Raw genomic sequence first — 17,796 nt, 5'->3', positions numbered from 1 at the left:
CTGCGGCCATGAGGTTCATGGACTACAGGAGATATCCATGCGAGCAGGGCTGGTGGGCTACGGCAAAGGCGGGCGTTACTTTCATGCAACGCTGATTTCGAGTTTGCCCGGTGCCACATTTGCAGGCGTTGTCACCCGTTCACCCGAGCGAAAACAGGAAGTGGTCAACGATCATCCCGGCGTGGCAACCTTCGACACGCTGGCCGAGCTGGTCGCTGCCGGGGTAGATGTGGTGGTGATTTCCACGCCCCTGGCTTCGCGCCGAGCGTTGATCCTTGAAGCGATAGAGCTGGGCGTCGGGGTGGTCAGCGACAAGCCCTTTGCCAGCGACGCCGCCCAGGCGCGCGAGCTGGTGGAAGCGGCCGAACGGCGGGGCGTGCTGCTTAGCGTTTATCAGAATCGGCGCTGGGATTCCGACTTCCTCACCGTACGCAAGTTGATCGACAACAAGGCGCTGGGGCAGATCAGCCGGTTCGAGTCCAGTATCGAGCGCTATTCGCCACGCTCCGTAGGCAAGGCCAGCGGTGGTGGCATGCTGCGTGATCTGGGCAGTCATCTGGTGGATCAGGCACTGGTACTGTTCGGGCCGGTCGAGCGGGTGTATGCAGAATTGCAGTTCGCTACGCCGCAAGACGAACTGGACCACACGTTCTTCGTGTCCTTGAGGCACGCCAGCGGTGTGACTTCGCACCTGTCAGGCAGTTGTCTGCAAAATACCCCCAAGCCGCGTTTCAGGGTCAGTGGATCAAAGGGCTGTTACAGCGTCGAAGGGCTGGACGGTCAGGAGGAGGCTGCGTTTGCCGGCCTCACGCCACGGTCCGAGGGCGAGCGCTGGGGTGTCGAAGAGCATCGGCGCTGGGGCTGGTTCGAGCAGGGTGACCATCGCGAGCGTGTGCCTTCGGAGCGCGGTTGCTGGCTTGAGTTCTACCGCCTGTTGCAGAGCGCCGTTGACGAGCAGGGCGGTAATCCGGTTGATCCTCATGATGCCATCGCATCGGCACAGGTCATGGATGCAGCTCGCTTGAGCGCCAGTGAAGGGCGGGTTGTGGTGTTGTAATCATCGCGTGCCACGCTGCACATTCAAGCCTGCCATCGGACAAAGCCCGACGCCTGACAAGCGTCGGGCTTTGTCGTATGTGCAGCCGAATAAAAATGAAATGGAATAAAATTCTAAAATCAGTTGAATTGGAAAATATTTTCCAATAGAGTCTTTTTCAGGTTACCGACTATCGAATCACTCGGGCTTTGAAGGTATTTCAAGTCACGAGATGCACACCAACAAAAACAAAACAAAAGATAGGTACTGTCGATGAAAACCCCTACCTCTGGCCTCACCGCCAAGCGTTCTGCCACCTCTTCATTCTGGATTCGGACCATGGAGCGATTTCTCACAATCGTTGCCCGTGGCATGTGCGTGCAACACAAGGACGCGCAACTGTTCTGCATTCCTGGAGCGACCGGGATCCGCCTGTCACGCTGATTCGCTGCATCCGAACAACAATAATTTGGAGACAGATCCTCATGAAGACCAAGATTGCTTTGACCTCATTGGCCATGGCGCTGATGTTGGGCAGCGGTGCAGCTTTGGCCGATATCAAGATCGGTGTGGCCATGTCGCAGTTCGATGACACCTGGCTGACCTACCTGCGTGACGACATGAATGCCAAGGCCAAAGCCATGTCCACGACCGAGAAAGTGGACCTGCAGTTCGTCGATGCCCGCGCGGACGTCAACAAACAGCTCGACCAGGTCAAGGACCTGATCAACAAGAAAGTCGACGCCCTGATCGTCAATCCTGTCGACACCGCTGCCACTGCACGGATCACCAAGGACGCGGTCGCCGCCGGCATCCCGCTGGTCTACGTCAACCGCCGCCCTGACGATCCGAAACTGCCAGCAGGCGTCGCCACCGTTACGTCGGATGACATGGAGGCAGGTCGACTACAGGCGCAATACATCGCCGACAAACTGAAAGGCAAGGGCAGTGTCATGATTCTTCTGGGTGACCTGGCCAACAACTCCACGCAAAACCGCACCAAGGGCATCAAGGAGGTGTTGGCCAAGTACCCGGACATCAAGATAGATCAGGAGCAGACCGGCATCTGGCTACGCCAGAAGGGCATGGACCTGACCAACGACTGGCTTACCCAGGGCCGTAAATTCAACGCGGTGCTGGCCAACAACGATGAAATGGCCATTGGCGCGGCGATGGCGCTGAAGCAGGCAGGCGTGGATGTGGATAAAGGCAGCGTGTTAGTCGCCGGTGTCGACGGTACGCCAGACGGGCTCAGCGCCGTTACCAAGGGCGACCTCGCAGTCTCCGTTTTTCAGGATGCCAAGGGCCAGGCCGACGGGGCGATTGATGCCGCCGTGAAAATGGCGAAAAAGGAAAAGGTCGAGCCCCAGGCGATCATCATCCCTTATCGCCTGATTACGCCTGAAAACGTCGCCACCTTCAAATAACAGCAATCGGCAGGCCAGGGAGGATCGTTCCTCCCGCAGCCTGCCGCTTGAGGAGTTGTGATCATGTTCGGTTCAGCTACTGCCAACCCGCCCGCACAACGCGATCTGCCGTCCAGTGACAGCGATAGCCCGACGCCGGATGCCCAGCCGCCTTATCTGCTTGAAATCAGCCATATCAGCAAGGGCTTCCCCGGTGTCATCGCGCTCAACGACGTCCAACTGCGTGTGCGCCCTGGCAGCGTGCTGGCGCTGATGGGCGAGAACGGTGCCGGAAAGTCAACGCTGATGAAAATCATCGCTGGCATCTACCAGCCGGACTCGGGCGAAATCCGTTTGCGTGGCAAGCCGATTCGCTTCGAGACGCCACTTTCGGCCCTGCAGGCCGGCATTGCGATGATCCATCAGGAGCTGAACCTGATGCCGTTCATGAGCATCGCCGAGAACATCTGGATCGGTCGCGAACAGCTCAACGGTCTGCACATGGTCGATCACCGGGAAATGCACCGCTGCACTGCCGAACTGCTGGAGCGCCTGCGCATCAGGCTCGATCCCGAAGATCTGGTGGGCAACCTGAGTATCGCCGAGCGGCAGATGGTCGAGATCGCCAAAGCTGTGTCATATAACTCGGACGTGCTGATCATGGATGAGCCGACTTCGGCCATCACCGAAACCGAAGTCGCTCACCTGTTTTCGATCATCAACGACCTCCGCGCTCAGGGTAAAGGCATCATCTACATCACCCACAAGATGAACGAAGTCTTCGAGATTGCCGACGAAGTAGCGGTTTTTCGCGACGGCGCCTATATCGGCCTGCAGCGCGCCGAAAGTATGGACGGCGACAGCCTGATCACCATGATGGTGGGGCGTGAGTTGACCCAACTGTTTCCCGAGCGGGAAAAGCCGCCAGGCGAAGTGCTGCTTTCAGTCAGCAACCTGTGCCTGAACGGCATTTTCAAGGACGTGAGTTTCGATTTGCGTGCCGGAGAGATTCTTGGCATTGCCGGATTGATGGGGTCGGGCCGGACCAATGTGGCCGAGACCCTGTTCGGCATAACCCCCAGCGACAGCGGCGAGGTACGCTTTGATGGCGCTTCGGTACACATTGCCGACCCGCATCAGGCCATTGAGCTGGGTTTTGCACTATTGACGGAAGACCGCAAGTTGACTGGGCTGTTTCCATGCCTGTCGGTGATGGAAAACATGGAAATGGCCGTGCTCGCCAACTACGCCGGTAATGGTTTCGTGCAACAGAAGGCACTGCGTGCGCTGTGCGAGGACATGTGCAAAAAACTTCGGGTCAAGACCCCGTCACTGGAGCAGTGCATCGACACCTTGTCGGGCGGTAACCAGCAGAAAGCGTTGCTGGCACGCTGGCTGATGACCAACCCCAGAGTACTGATTCTGGATGAGCCCACCCGCGGCATCGACGTGGGGGCCAAGGCGGAAATCTATCGCCTGATCTCCCTGCTGGCCAGTGAAGGCATGGCCGTCATTATGATCTCTTCAGAGCTGCCGGAAGTCCTCGGTATGAGCGACCGGGTGATGGTCATGCACGAAGGCGAAATGATGGGGATCCTCGATCGAGGCGAAGCGACCCAGGAAAAAGTCATGCATCTGGCCTCCGGCCACAAGGTTCATTGAGTTCGCACTACAGGGCTCGGTAGAAGAAGAACAAAAGGGGAACGAACATGAGCAACGCGATTTCGCAAAACAAACCAGCCTTGGCACCGACCAGGAACAAACGGCGGCTGCCAACCGAGCTGAGTATTTTTCTGGTGCTGATCGGTATCGGTCTGATCTTTGAGCTGTTTGGCTGGATCGTCCGTGATCAGAGCTTTCTGCTCAACTCCCAGCGTCTGGTACTGATGATCCTTCAGGTGTCGATCATCGGCTTGCTGGCCATCGGCGTGACTCAGGTGATCATTACCACAGGCATCGACCTGTCGTCCGGTTCGGTGCTGGCACTGTCAGCGATGATTGCCGCGAGCCTGGCGCAAACCTCGGACTTCTCCCGGGCGGTATTTCCTTCCTTGACCGACCTGCCCGTGTGGATTCCGATCGTGGTCGGGCTCGGAGTCGGGCTGCTGGCGGGTGCCATCAACGGCAGCATCATTGCCATAACCGGTATTCCGCCATTCATTGCCACGCTGGGCATGATGGTCTCCGCGCGTGGCCTGGCGCGCTTCTACACCGAAGGTCAGCCGGTGAGCATGCTCTCTGACTCCTACACGGCTATCGGACAGGGCGCGATGCCGGTGATCATCTTTCTGGTGGTGGCGGTGATCTTCCACATTGCCCTGCGTTATACCAAGTACGGCAAATACACCTACGCCATCGGCGGCAACATGCAGGCTGCGCGTACTTCCGGGATCAACGTCAAGCGCCACCTGGTTATCGTCTATAGCATCGCCGGGCTGCTGGCCGGGCTGGCAGGGGTGGTTGCCTCGGCACGTGCCGCAACCGGGCAGGCCGGAATGGGCATGTCCTATGAACTGGACGCTATCGCTGCCGCAGTCATCGGCGGCACCAGCCTGTCCGGTGGAGTAGGGCGAATCACCGGCACTGTGATCGGTGCGCTGATTCTCGGCGTAATGGCCAGTGGTTTCACCTTTGTCGGCGTAGACGCTTATGTTCAGGACATTATCAAAGGCCTGATCATTGTAGTGGCGGTGGTAATCGATCAATATCGCAACAAGCGCAAGACCAAGCGCTGATATTCAATAATCTGCATCAAAGGGCCTTTTTCAGGCCCTTTTGTGCGTTGAATGTTGCAGGAACCGATTAGCTGTCAGCAGGTCAGAGCCTCATCAAGCAGCATGCTGGCCGGGTCTTTCGCCCGCATTTCAAGGGTTTTACGGCAATTGTTGTACAAAAATCCTTCAATTGTGTTGCCGAGCCCGCTAGCCGGCATTAGACTGCCGCCCCTCGTAAATTGAGTGCCAGGTGGCGCTTGGAGATTATTGGTTTGCACGGCAACGTCAAGCCGCTCCTCAATGCACGTTTTTTTATAGAGAAATAAATGACAAAGGAAAAGTTGCTGGCCATGTCGGCCGATGACTACATGAACGCCGAGCAGCACGCTTTCTTCGTCGAGCTGTTGCAGGGCATGAAGGTCGAGATCCACGAGCGAATCGAGCAGAGCCGTATTGCGATCGAGAGCCTGGACACGCCTGCCGACCCTGCAGACGCCGCTTCGGTTGAAGAGGAGCGTCACTGGCTGGTCAATGTGATCGACCGCGACCAGCGCATGCTGCCCCAGTTGGAAATGGCACTCTCGCGTATTGCCGACGATACCTTCGGCTGGTGCGATGACAGCGGTGAGCCAATCGGCCTGAAGCGTCTGCTGATCAGCCCGACCACCAAATATTGCATCGAGGCGCAAGAGCGCCACGAGCAGATCGACAAGCATCAGCGCCAGGCCTGATACGCAGGCAGCAGCTGAGTGACCGAACCGGGAGGCAAGCGATTGCCTCCCGGTTTTGTTGTGCCCGGAATTTGTCCAAAACGTATTGCTCGCTACGACCAACGGGGCATGGCATAAGGCCGTTATCTAGCGTTTAATAAACGTAATAATGATAAATACCGACGGGGTGACGCAGCATGGCCGAGAACCTATCCATGGCAGCCGGATTACCACTGGCCGATGCTCGCGGCGCTGCGTCGAAGTGGTGGGTGCCAGCGGTGCAAAGTGTCGTGTTGTGCCTGCTCTTCGCCGCCATGAGCGTTATCGGTTTGTCTCTTTATATCGTCATTCCCGCAGCGCTGCTGGTCGCCTGGCTGCCGCTTTTGTTGCGCAGAAGGCAGCCTGGCTTGCAAGTCGAGGCAAGTGACAGTGATATCGCGCTGCTGACCCGCGACCTGTCGCGCACCACTAGCCACAACGCACTGTCGGCCGCTCAGGTGGCATTTTCTGTCGGGCAACTGGCGGGCAAGGTGCAGTCGCAGTTGGGTGCTGCCGGACAGATAGTCAACAGCGCTGAACAGATGATTGCGACCGAGCAGCAGACTGCCCAGTTGAGTCAACAGGCATTGGTTGCAGCCAGTGAGGCGCGCCAGCGCAGCGAATCGGGAAGCGGCGTTCTGAATGAGTCCATCGAGCGCATGCACCTCTTGAGCAAGCGTGCTGTCGGCAGTCGTGAGTTGATCGAGGCGTTGAGCCAGCGCAGTGAAGAAATCCAGCGTGTGACGCTGGTCATTCAATCCATCGCCAGCCAGACCAACCTGCTGGCGCTCAATGCGGCCATCGAAGCTGCCCGGGCAGGTGAGCACGGGCGCGGTTTTGCGGTGGTCGCTGACGAAGTACGCGGGCTTGCGGGCCGTACTGCCAGTGCTACCGGGGAAGTCGGGCAGATGGTGGCCGATATCCAGCAACGCACCGCACAGGTGGTGGAGCAGATTCGCGAGCTGTCTTCTGATCTCGATGCGGGGGTCGAGCAGGTCGAGCTGACCGGACAGCATCTGGGCAATATCGCCCGGCTTGCGATTGAGGTGGAAAGCCAGGTCAGCGAAATTGCTCAAGGCGCGAGGAGCAACCAGGACCAGTTGGCCAGCCTGTTCGATGCTGTCGAGCACATGCGCAGTGATCTTGCCGTCAGTGATGAACAAACCCGGCAACTGGCCAAAGCCGCAGTACAGATGGAGGGGCAGGCCGAGACCATCAGCCAGCGGCTGGCTCAGGTCGGTCTGGATGACTATCACCAGCGTATCTACGACCTGGCCCGCGAAGGTGCGCGGCTGATCGCGGAAAAATTCGAGGCTGACATTGTGCAGGGGCGCGTCAGCCTGGATGACTTGTTTGATCGCAACTACAAACCCGTCCCCAATACCTCACCCACCCGCTTTACCACGCGTTTTGATCGCTACACCGATCAAGTATTGCCGGCATTGCAAGAACCGTTGCTTTCGCGCCATGAAGGTCTGGTATTCGCCATTGCCTGCACGCAGCAAGGGTATGTGCCGACGCACAACAACGCTTTCAGTCAGCCTTTGACCGGCGATGCGACGGTGGACAATGCGCGTAATCGAAGCAAGCGCAAGTTTGATGATCGTACCGGCATTCGCTGCGGCAGCCATCAACAGCCTGTTCTGCTGCAAACCTACACCCGGGACACCGGCGAACTGATGCACGACCTGTCTGTGCCTATTGTGGTCAACGGGCGACATTGGGGTGGTCTGCGCCTTGGGTACAAACCGCAAAGCCGCTGATTCTTTAAAACAGGCGGCTCAGGTTAGATCAAGTATTAAATAACCTGCCCGGTTGGTTTTTCTGTTTGGTGAAATTGCGGGTTCTGAAACCCGTTTGCACAAACGTGTAGGTGTTTGTTTATAAATAATAAATACCTGACGACAGAAGTTGTAGGAATACTCTGAATACACGCTGCATGACTTGACTGATCACCGTCTTTAAGCAAGCTGTTTAAATCAACGTTATTTACGTTTTGATTTAAGTGCGGCCTTTTCTTGGCCTGCCTCTAAGGATGGAAAAGATATGAACGATAAATGGAGTGCCGAACAAACAGCAGCAATCTCGGATGTGGTAACGCGGCGTGTTACCGCACGGATCGGAATTTTCTTCGACGGCACGGGAAATAATCGCGTCAACAGCCAGATCGGGGCTGACTGTCAGGCATTGATTGAAATGAATGGTGGTCAGCACATTAAAGAGTGTGCGGGTCGTCATGTTCATCCTGGCAGTAGTTATAGTAATGATCTGAGTAATATAGCCAGGCTGGTTGATCTTTATCGGCTGCAACGTGTCGCCGAAAATGACAGTGCAGGCTTGAATGTGTACTACCCGATCTATGTAAGCGGGGCGGGTACTACCTCCGGCGGGCGTGATTCGGTATGGCCGGGACAGAGTTTCGGCCGTGGCACCACTGGTGTGATATGCAAAGTGGAAAATGCATTCAGAAAGCTTGAAACGGTATTGAAGGCATTTCCACACGACAACCCGGATTGTGTACTGGAAGCGCTTGAACTGGACATATTCGGCTTCAGTCGAGGGGCTGCGTCGGCCAGGCACCTGGCCAACGAAATCCTGAAACAGCGGGCAGGAATGCTTGAGCCGATACTTCAAAGCCGCAAAGTCAGGCTGAGTGAGCATTTCAGCTGGCGCAACGGCAGTGTACAGCTCAAGGTTATCGGCCTGTTCGACACGGTCGCCGCCATCGGCAGTTTCAGGGATATGGGCAATACCCGGGACGCGAGCAACAGGAGGGTCAATCTGCACCTGCCGCCGGGTTGTGCCCAACAGGTGCTGCATCTGGTTGCTCGTGATGAATCACGGCGCAACTTCGCGCTTAACAGCGTCCTGCCGGAATGGCCGAAAGAAATCGTTTTACCCGGTGCCCATTCCGATATCGGCGGTGGTTATCCTCCTCAGATGGAAGAAAGCGTGTTGCTCACGCGTCCGCAAAGCAGCCTGGTCAACCGTGACAGCCCGTGTGAGGCGGCGCCTTGCTGGAAGAACGCCCAGGCCCTGTTAAGTACCATGAGCCGGGATGACTGGATCGACCCGCTGGACAGACAGGCATTTCTGAGGGTTCAGACCTGCGAAAGCAAATGTTACCCGTGCAGAAAAAACCTGAGTGGCATGAAAACGATCGTTGCTGCAGTGGGTATGAACCGCCAGGTCTTTGGTCACTTGTCGAGGGTGTCGTTACAGGTCATGCATGCACTGGCCTGTGATGAGGGGGTACCTTTCGACCCGGTGCCGAACAGCCCTGAATTTCAGCTTCCTCCCGAGCTCGAAGGCATTTCAGCCCGCCTGATCGATTATGCGCGAGGCGGGCCTTACTTACTGGACAGTCATGAAGAGCAGCTATTGCGCTGGCGCTATATCCATCAGTCTGCGCACTGGAACGCAGTGGTGGGCAGAATGGGCACCTTTAGTGACGCTGTTTTTGTGCATGCCCCGCAACCGGGTGGCAGGACATTGCACCCCAATGTCGGCCAGCCCGGTTATCCGCAATAGGAATCAACGCCCGAGTGGTTCACTCGGGCTTTTTGTGAAGGCGCACATTCAGTTCGTCGACCACCATCGCCCATTCGGCATCCTCATGCAGCTGCTCCTTGAGAAAGTCAGCCTGCCGCGGCGTCCAGAAGTCGGCATCAATCAGCTTTACGTCGTCAGGCAGGGGGTGGCTGGCGATGAACGCTTCGATGCTCTCATCGTCCGAATCCAGTGCCAATTGGGCGAACAGGTCGTTGATGGTCGTTGTAGTCTGTTCCATGTCATCTCCTCGCCGGGGGATATCCCCGTCTTCATCAGTTCTTATGGGAGTGGCCGACGCACGCAAGAGTTCGATGCATTTGGCCTTATGAGAAGATGGCCTTTTGTGCTCTGCCTACAAGTGATATGTTTCCAGTATAGCCGAATGCACATCGATCGCCTGGCTGGAACCCGTCCAGCCTTTAAGTCGTGGTCAAGCTGGCCGCCGGTTTCAGGGCTCCAGCGCTTTTGCGACACTGCAGTGTACAAAAGGTATATATCCCGTAGCTGCCATGAGCCGGTAGAATCCGCCACCCGCCTGCACAAGGTTTGCGGTGGCGCTTTCAGCGCTTCCGCGTGCAGCGTGCCGGAAAAAATCCGGTCGCTTGACGCGGTCTATGGATTAACCACTTTCTTGACTGCCCTGACATCAGGCAGCCTCATTTTTATGTTTGAGGGTTTGTACTTTGGCTGTAAGTAATCTGGATACCCATGCCTTGTTCGTGCTCGGCGATCTCCGCGCACAGTTGGTCAAGCAGTTTCAGTCCCGTTTTGTCTACATCACCGAGCAGTCAGCCGAAGGTATTTATATCGCTGAAATCGACACCGAAACCGCTCTGGTCGTCGACGACAAGCCGCGCCTGGAGCTCAAGGTGGGCGATCATTTCCGCGCGTCGGTATTGCCAAGCCGTGAAGGCGGCAAGCTCGAATTGAAATTCCGTGAAATCAAAATGACTGTGTATGGATTGGGCGAATATGCATTCGTCGATATCCCTGAAGGCCACGGAATTGTGTTCAAGGAAGGTCAGGCTGTGGTCATGGTGTTTGCCGCAAAAGAGCAGCTGCAGACCGGTATGAGCAAGGTTCTCAAAGGCGCAGTCGGCAAGGCCGCCAAATGGCGCAAGGGCGAGCTGACCTTCAAGGCCAGCGAGTAACGCTGGCCAGGCTGAAGATTCAGCCGCCTGCCGATTCTCCATTGCCAGTGCCGCTACTGACTTCTGCGGGCACATCGTCACCGGCCATGCGCTTGCGGAACAGCGCCGTACGTGCCAGCAGCAGCGTGGTCACAGGTACGGTGATTGCCAGCAGCACCGGAATCAGCCAGGCGTGAATCACCGGCTCTGCCTTCAGTGCAGAGAAATAGATGATCGACGCCAGCGCAACGCACCAGGCGCCCAGCGTCGACGCGAGGGCTGGCGGGTGCATGCGCTGGAAGAAGTCCTTGAGGCGCAGCAGCCCGAGGGCACCGGTCAAGGCAAACAGACTGCTGGCGATCAGCAGCCCGGCGGTCAGTATCTCAGCCCAGAAGGGCACGGTGTTCGGCAGTCCGGTCATTCGATCACTTCTCCGCGCAGCAGGAATTTGGCCAGAGCGAAGGAGCCGACAAAGCCGAACAGGGCAATCAGCATGGCGGCTTCGAAGTACGTGTCACTGGCGTAACGGATGCCGAGCACCAGCATCATCAGCATGGCAATGATGTACAGGTAGTCCAGCGCCAGCACCCGGTCCTGGGCTGAGGGACCCTTGAGCAGGCGCAGCAGGGTGATCACCATCGCCAGGGCGAAGATCAGCAGGCTGATCAGGATCGCGTTGTCGAGCAATGCACTCATTGAAAGATCTCCATCAACGGTCGCTCATAGGTGGTCTTGAAGTGTTCGATGAATTGCGCTTCATCCTCCAGATCAAAAACATGCATCAGCAGCACACTGCGATCCAGCCCCAGTTCCGACCATACCGTTCCGGGTACGACCGTGGTGACCATCGCCAGCGCGGCGAGGCCATGGGCATCGTGCAGGTCCAGCGGGATACGCACGAAAGCCGAGCGTGGCGGACGACTTTCGAGCCGCCATACGCTCAAACCGACCTGAAGATTGGACACCACCACATCCCACCCGACCAGGCACAGAAACTTCAGGATTGTGCCAGGTTTGCGGATGCGCACCGGCAGCGGGCGCAGTGGTGCCATCAGCAAGGGCGCGAGCAAGCCCAGCACCGCACCCAGTAGCAGGTGGCCGGGGCTGATCGACAGGTTCAGCACCAGCCACAACAGCCACAGTGCCAGAGAAAGCAGAGGAGCCGGAAACAGGCGCTTCATGGCTGCCCCTCCGAACTGATTTCCTGGCTGGTAGGGCCGGGTATCGGACGTGTGGCAAGGACCGACTGCACATACTGCTTGGGCTCATGCAGCGCGGCGGCGGTGTCCTGGGTATAGCGCAACAAGGGCTCGGCCTTGAACGTCAGCGCAACGCAGAGGCCCAGCAGGATAATGATCGGCAAGCATTCATTGCGTCGCAGCAACGGCGAAGGGCGCTCGTGTGGTGTCCAGAAGCGCTGTGTGCCAAGCCTGGAAAAAGCGATCAGCGACGCCAGCCCGGAGAAGATCAGCAGGCCGATCAGCATCCATGCCGGGGTCGAGAGCGCTTCGTCCTGCGCGACGTCCAGCCCCAGCGGGTTCATCAACGCGCTGAGCAGCGTGAGTTTGCCGATGAACCCCGATAGCGGTGGCATGCCGATAATCAGCAACGCGCAGGCGATAAAGCTCAGGCCCAGAAATGCCATGGTCATGGGTATGACCTGACCGACTACGACTTTCTGCTCGTCGTCCAGGTTGGTGCCGGGTGGCGGATGCAGCGACTCAAGGATGCGGGGCAGTTGATCCACGTCGTACTCCAGAGGGATCTCGTTGGCCGAGCGGGAACGCTCGACCAATTCGCCCAGCAGGAACATTGCGCTCAGCGCCAGCGTCGAGCTGACCATGTAGAACAGCGCACCCGAAGTCAGGCTCGGCTGGGCAAAACCGACCGCTGACAGCAGAATGCCCGCTGATACCAGTATGCTCAGGCTGGCGAGGCGCTCCAGGCGCTGGGCAGCGATGATTGCAATAGCAGCGGTGAAAATCGTCGCCATGCCGCCGTAGATCAACCAGTCGCCGCCGAAGAATGCCGAGGCCCCGGCCTGACCGGAAAACAGTAGTGTCCACAGGCGTAGCAGGGTGTAAACGCCCACTTTGGTCATGATCGCAAACATGGCCGCTACCGGCGCGCTGGCTGCCGAATAGGCCGGGACCAGCCAGAAGTTCAGCGGCCACATACCTGCCTTGGCCAGAAATGCCGTGGCCAGAATGGCAGCGCCTGCATGCAGCAGGCCCAGATCGGACTCTGCCACTTGCGGGATCTTGATCGCCAGATCGGCGAAGTTAAGCGTGCCGGTTACGCCGTAGATCAGCGCAGCGCCGATCAGGAACAGCGACGAAGCCAGCAGGTTGATCGAAATGTAATGCAGGCCGGTCGACACCCGCGCCCGGCCGGAGCCATGCAGCATCAAGCCGTATGACGCTGCCAGCAGCACTTCAAAGAATACGAACAGGTTGAACAGGTCGGCGGTCAGGAATGCGCCATATAGCCCCATAAGCTGGATCTGGAACAGTGCGTGGAAACTGGCACCGGCCCGGTCCCAGCGCGCCAGCGCGAACAACAGGGCGCAGACACCGATTATGCCGGTCAGCACCAGCATCAGTGCCGACAGGTGATCTACCACCAGCACGATACCGAACGGCACACCCCAGTTGCCTGGCAGGTAGACACCGATCGAACCACTGCTGCCGCTGTGCTGCACCCAGAGAAACAGCACCACGGAAATGCCCAGCCCGAGGATGCTGGAAAACAGATTGATACGTCCCTTGAGCGGCCGATGCTTTTCGCCCAGCCAGAGCATCAGCCCAGCGGTCAGCAAAGGCAGCAGGATCGGCGCAATGATCAGTTGATTCATCCAGCTCATGCCTTGGGCTCCCGGCCATCTACATGGTCGGTGCCGGTCAGGCCTCTGGAGGCGAGCAATACCACCAGAAACAGCGCGGTCATGGCGAAGCTGATGACAATGGCGGTCAGTACCAGCGCCTGCGGCAATGGATCAGTGTAATTGAGCAGGTCTTGGGGAATGCCGTCCTTGATGATCGGTTCTCTGCCGATGAACAGGCTGCCCATGCTGAAAATGAACAGGTTGACCCCGTAGGACAGCAGGCACAGCCCCATGACCACCTGAAAGGTGCGTGGGCGCAGGATCAGCCAGACGCCCGAGGCGGCCAGCACGCCGATGGCGATTGCAATGACTTCTTCCATCAGAGGATTCCTTGCGGGTTGGCAACGGGCTTGGGCAGTTGCGTCGGACGGTGGCTGCGCACCGACTGGTGAGCCAGTGCGGTAAGGATCAGCAGCGTCGAGCCAACGACCACGGCGTACACGCCGACATCAAAGAACAGCGCACTGGCAATGTGAATATCGCCCAGAACCGGCAAATCGACGTGCGCGGTGTGCGTGGTCATGAACGGATAACCCAGCACCATGGAACCGGCTCCGGTCAGAACCGCGCACAACAGGCCTGTGCCCATCCAGCGTAACGGGCGCAGGCTCATTTGCGCCTCGACCCATTGGGTACCTGCCACCATGTATTGCAGAAGGAACGCCACCGACATCACCAGACCGGCCACAAATCCGCCACCTGGCTGGTTATGACCACGAACGAACAGGTACATCGAGATGATGAAGGCAATCGGCAACAGTAATCGCACCAGCGCTGCCGGAACCATCATGAAACCGAGTGCGGTATCGCTGGCACTGCGCGGGTTAACCAGATCAGTCACCACGTCACGGGCCAGCAGGCGTTGCTGTGTGGGCAGCAGAATGCTTTCCTTCGGCGGGCGGAAGCGTCGCAACAGGGCAAACACTGTCAGCGCTACCGCCGCCAGCACGGTGATTTCGCCAAACGTATCGAAGCCGCGGAAATCCACCAGCATCACGTTGACCACGTTGGTACCACCGCCCTGAGGCAGCGCGCGGCTCAGGTAAAAGGACGAAATAGCGTTGGGTGTCTGACGGGTCAGCATGGCGTAGGACAATATCGCCATACCCAGGCCGACAAGAACCGCCAGCCCGAAGTCGCGTATTCGCCGGGTACGAGCGCGCAGGCGCGCGCTCAATGGGGCGACGTCTTCATTGCGTCGCGGCAGCCAGCGCAGACCGAGCAGGATCAGTACCGTCGTCACTACCTCCACGACCAGTTGAGTCAGCGCCAGATCAGGTGCCGAGAACCAGACGAAGGTGATGCAGGTCATCAGGCCGCAGACGCTGACCATGACCAGTGCCGCCAGACGGTGATACTTGCCTTGCCAGGCTGCACCTATTGCGCAGGCAATTGCGATAAGCCAAAGCGTGACAAACACCCCGGAGCCCGGAATCTTCGGGCGGTCGCCCCAGGTCAGGCCACTGAAATACATCGGGATGAAGCCGCCCAGTACGGCTGCCAGTACCAGCAGAAACAGTTGCGGCTGCAAGCGACGAGTGCTGACCTTGCGCTCGAAACGCCGCGCCCAGTGCATCATCACTACCTGGCTGCGTTCGAAAAAGCGCTTGCCGTTGAGTCTGCCCACCAGCGGCGGGGCAGTAATGCGCTCGTGCTTGAGAGGTTTGCGCAGCAATAGATACAGGATGATACCGCCAGCCATCGCCACCAGGCTCATGACCATCGGCAGGTTCCAGCCGTGCCAGATCGCCAGGCTGTATTCGGGCAATGTTCCGCCGACTACTGGACGCGCAGCGGCGGCGAGCAGGGGAGCGACCGATTGCGCCGGGAAAATCCCCACGATCAGGCACGTCAGCACCAGCAGTTCTACCGGCGCACGCATCCAGCGCGGCGGCTCATGCGGCAAGTGCGGCAGGTCCTTGGCCGCCGGACCGAAAAACACATCGACCGTGAAGCGCAGCGAATAGGCAACACTGAATATCCCGGCGATGGTCGCGATCACTGGCAAGGTAATTTCGACCCAGGCAGTGGCGGAAATGAACACGGTTTCGGCAAAGAACATTTCCTTGGACAGAAACCCGTTGAGCAGCGGCACGCCTGCCATCGATGCACTGGCGACCATCGCCAGTGTTGCGGTGTAGGGGAGCAGCTTCACCAGCCCACTGAGACGCCGGATATCTCGCGTTCCGCTCTCGTGGTCGATAATCCCGGCGGCCATGAACAGCGAGGCCTTGAAGGTAGCGTGGTTGAGAATGTGAAAGACCGCAGCTACCGCAGCCAGCGGGCTGTTGAGGCCCAGCAACAGCGTGATCAGGCCCAGATGACTGATGGTCGAGTAGGCCAGCAGGCCCTTCAGATCATTTTGGAAGATGGCCGCGTAGGCACCCAGAATCAGCGTGCAGGCACCTGCGCCGCTGACGATCCAGAACCATTGTTCAGTGCCGGACAACGCAGGCCACATTCGTGCCATGAGAAACACCCCGGCCTTGACCATGGTCGCCGAGTGCAGATACGCCGACACGGGTGTAGGGGCGGCCATTGCGTGGGGCAGCCACAAATGGAACGGGAACTGGGCGCTTTTGGTCAGCGCGCCGATCAGAATCAGGGTCAGTAACACCGGGTACAGGGCATGCGCACGAATCGCGTCGCCGGAGGCCAGGACACGGTCCAGGTCGTAACTGCCGGCCACATGGCCGAGGATCATCATGCCGGCCAGCAGCGCCAGCCCCCCCGCGCCGGTGACCATCAGCGCCATGTACGCGCCGCGCCGTGCATCGGCGCGGTGGTGCCAGTAGCCGATCAGCAGGAACGAGAACAGGCTGGTCAGCTCCCAGAAAAACACGATCTGAATCAGATTGCCGGACATCACCAGGCCGAGCATGGCGCCCATGAAAGCCAGGAAAAACGCGAAGAAACGCGGTACCGGATCATCTGGCGACATGTAGTAGCGGGCATAGAGCGAGACCAGCGCACCAATGCCCAGCACCAGCATCGAAAACAGCCAGGCGAAGCCGTCGATACGCAGAACGAAGTTCATCCCCAGGCTCGGCAGCCAGAAGTACTCTTCGCGAATAACGCCGCCGTCGGCGATCTGCGGGAACCACAATGCCATCTGGATAGCGCCGATGAGGGCGACCAGACCGGCCAAAAACGATTCTGCGTTACGCGCGTTGTGCGGCAAAAAGGCCGCCAGACAGCTGCCGATGAAAGGCAGAAGCAGTAGAACTATCAGGGACATAGGCTTCTAATCTGCAGGGGAATGTCAAGCATCATACGTGCCAGACACCCCGACACCAAAGGGACTGTTTCCGAAATTTCCTACAAAAAGTGTCTGCTGTTTTTAAGACAGCAAAAAGTTGTCACGGGACATGTGTTTCACGGCGCACAATAGCCGCCGTTCACTCGGCTTTGCGCATGCCATCTTCTTCAGCAAGGCTCTGTTCACCGGGGGCAGAACGCCGCTTCATTTCGCTGACGATCACCCCGGCCACAATCAGTGCTGCGCCCAGCAGGGCGATACCCGGCAAGCGCTCCCCGGCAAGTCTTCCGACAATCCCGGCCCAGACCGGTTCACCGGCATAAATCACGGTGGCGCGTGTAGGCGAAACACTTTTCTGTGCCCAGTTCATGGCAATCTGGATCGCCGCACTCATGGTCCCAAGTCCCACGGCACTGAGCACCAGCAACCAGGAAAAGTCCGGCAAGTGTTCCTCGGTTGGAACGATCATCAGAAATGCCAGCGCTGAAGCAGTGGCCAGTTGCACCACCGTGACTCGACGCACATCGACCTCACCGGCATAGGCGCTGATCATGATGATCTCGGCGGCAATGGCCACCGTGCTGATCAGCGTCACGATTTCGCCGGAACTGAGTTGCAGGGATGCGCCTTGCGGCCCCGCTACCAGCATCAGCCCGGTGAAAGCCAGGATGATGCCCAGTGTCGGCATCAATCCTGGTCGTCGACCGAGTACCAGCCATTGCAACAAAGGCACGCAGGGCACGTAGAGTGCCGTGATGAACGCGGACTGGCTGCTGGGGATAGTCTGCAGTCCGATCGTCTGCAAACCGTAACCGAGCATGATCGCGGTGCCGATGAAGACGCCCGCCTTGAGTTCGAGGAAGGTAAGACCGCGCAGCACCTTTATTGAAAACAGCGCTACGATAAGCGCTGCGGCGGCAAAGCGCAGGCCGACGAAGAACATCGGCCCGCTGACGGTCATCGCATGCTGGACCAGCAGAAAGGTGCCTCCCCAGAGCATGGTGATCAGAATCAGTACGGCTTCTGCCTTGCTGATGCGGGGTATGCGGCTGATAGACTTCATGTC

Annotated in this window: 17 protein-coding genes; 9 read left to right on the top strand and 8 right to left on the bottom strand. The window is 58.3% G+C overall.

From position 1 onward, the window contains the following. Positions 1-37 precede the first annotated feature (37 nt). From AC4ANK_RS17450 to AC4ANK_RS17415, 8 genes are all read left to right on the top strand, one after another. Entirely contained in the window at positions 38-1,057 is a 1,020-nt protein-coding gene (locus AC4ANK_RS17450) for a Gfo/Idh/MocA family protein (protein WP_002554082.1), read from the top strand. Positions 1,058-1,309: 252 nt separating this feature from the next. Then, on the top strand, positions 1,310-1,480 hold the full coding sequence (locus AC4ANK_RS17445) for a hypothetical protein (RefSeq protein WP_154618444.1): 171 nt from the start codon (positions 1,310-1,312) through the stop codon (positions 1,478-1,480). Positions 1,481-1,521: 41 nt separating this feature from the next. Then, entirely contained in the window at positions 1,522-2,463 is a 942-nt protein-coding gene (locus AC4ANK_RS17440; RefSeq protein ID WP_004665734.1) for a sugar ABC transporter substrate-binding protein, read from the top strand. Between the two features lie 63 nt (positions 2,464-2,526). Then, a complete protein-coding gene (locus tag AC4ANK_RS17435; protein WP_002554080.1) occupies positions 2,527-4,104 on the top strand; it encodes a sugar ABC transporter ATP-binding protein in 1,578 nt (525 codons plus the stop codon). 47 nt (positions 4,105-4,151) lie between these two features. Further along, positions 4,152-5,177: an ABC transporter permease gene (locus tag AC4ANK_RS17430; RefSeq protein WP_002554079.1), complete on the top strand. Its 1,026-nt coding sequence runs from the start codon at positions 4,152-4,154 to the stop codon at positions 5,175-5,177. A gap of 305 nt (positions 5,178-5,482) precedes the next feature. After that, a complete protein-coding gene (locus AC4ANK_RS17425) occupies positions 5,483-5,887 on the top strand; it encodes a TraR/DksA family transcriptional regulator (RefSeq protein WP_460384905.1) in 405 nt (134 codons plus the stop codon). Between the two features lie 176 nt (positions 5,888-6,063). Next, entirely contained in the window at positions 6,064-7,668 is a 1,605-nt protein-coding gene (locus tag AC4ANK_RS17420) for a methyl-accepting chemotaxis protein (protein WP_010197581.1), read from the top strand. Positions 7,669-7,951: 283 nt separating this feature from the next. Continuing rightward, complete coding sequence (locus tag AC4ANK_RS17415) at positions 7,952-9,436, top strand: T6SS phospholipase effector Tle1-like catalytic domain-containing protein (RefSeq protein ID WP_460384907.1); 1,485 nt, start codon at positions 7,952-7,954, stop codon at positions 9,434-9,436. Between the two features lie 19 nt (positions 9,437-9,455). Here the strand turns inward: AC4ANK_RS17415 and AC4ANK_RS17410 are convergent, their stop codons facing one another. Beyond that, complete coding sequence (locus AC4ANK_RS17410) at positions 9,456-9,695, bottom strand: DUF2789 domain-containing protein (RefSeq protein WP_002554074.1); 240 nt, start codon at positions 9,693-9,695, stop codon at positions 9,456-9,458. 445 nt (positions 9,696-10,140) lie between these two features. On the opposite strand from AC4ANK_RS17410, the gene AC4ANK_RS17405 reads away from it, so the two are divergent. Next, positions 10,141-10,608 carry a hypothetical protein gene (locus AC4ANK_RS17405; protein WP_002554073.1) on the top strand — a complete coding sequence of 156 codons (468 nt, stop codon included), beginning with the start codon at positions 10,141-10,143 and terminating at the stop codon, positions 10,606-10,608. Between the two features lie 19 nt (positions 10,609-10,627). Here the strand turns inward: AC4ANK_RS17405 and AC4ANK_RS17400 are convergent, their stop codons facing one another. From AC4ANK_RS17400 to AC4ANK_RS17370, 7 genes are all read right to left on the bottom strand, one after another. Then, complete coding sequence (locus tag AC4ANK_RS17400) at positions 10,628-11,008, bottom strand: Na+/H+ antiporter subunit G (protein WP_002554072.1); 381 nt, start codon at positions 11,006-11,008, stop codon at positions 10,628-10,630. Then, positions 11,005-11,283, bottom strand: a complete 279-nt coding sequence (locus AC4ANK_RS17395; protein WP_002554071.1) for a K+/H+ antiporter subunit F — start codon at positions 11,281-11,283, stop codon at positions 11,005-11,007. The genes AC4ANK_RS17400 and AC4ANK_RS17395 overlap by 4 nt, the downstream gene beginning before the upstream one ends. Further along, positions 11,280-11,768, bottom strand: a complete 489-nt coding sequence (locus AC4ANK_RS17390; RefSeq protein WP_002554070.1) for a Na+/H+ antiporter subunit E — start codon at positions 11,766-11,768, stop codon at positions 11,280-11,282. Before AC4ANK_RS17390 ends, AC4ANK_RS17395 begins: the two co-directional genes overlap by 4 nt. Beyond that, positions 11,765-13,450, bottom strand: a complete 1,686-nt coding sequence (locus AC4ANK_RS17385; protein ID WP_002554069.1) for a monovalent cation/H+ antiporter subunit D — start codon at positions 13,448-13,450, stop codon at positions 11,765-11,767. The genes AC4ANK_RS17390 and AC4ANK_RS17385 overlap by 4 nt, the downstream gene beginning before the upstream one ends. Continuing rightward, a complete protein-coding gene (locus AC4ANK_RS17380) occupies positions 13,447-13,791 on the bottom strand; it encodes a Na+/H+ antiporter subunit C (RefSeq protein WP_002554068.1) in 345 nt (114 codons plus the stop codon). The genes AC4ANK_RS17385 and AC4ANK_RS17380 overlap by 4 nt, the downstream gene beginning before the upstream one ends. Beyond that, on the bottom strand, positions 13,791-16,709 hold the full coding sequence (locus AC4ANK_RS17375) for a monovalent cation/H+ antiporter subunit A (RefSeq protein WP_460384911.1): 2,919 nt from the start codon (positions 16,707-16,709) through the stop codon (positions 13,791-13,793). The genes AC4ANK_RS17380 and AC4ANK_RS17375 overlap by 1 nt, the downstream gene beginning before the upstream one ends. A 160-nt stretch (positions 16,710-16,869) precedes the next feature. Next, positions 16,870-17,793, bottom strand: coding sequence for a DMT family transporter (locus AC4ANK_RS17370; protein WP_002554066.1), 924 nt, complete (start codon positions 17,791-17,793; stop codon positions 16,870-16,872). Positions 17,794-17,796: the final 3 nt, after the last annotated feature.

The sequence above is a fragment of the Pseudomonas sp. Pmew2 genome (assembly GCF_058129885.1).
This window is presented reverse-complemented; position numbering and strand designations above follow the sequence as displayed.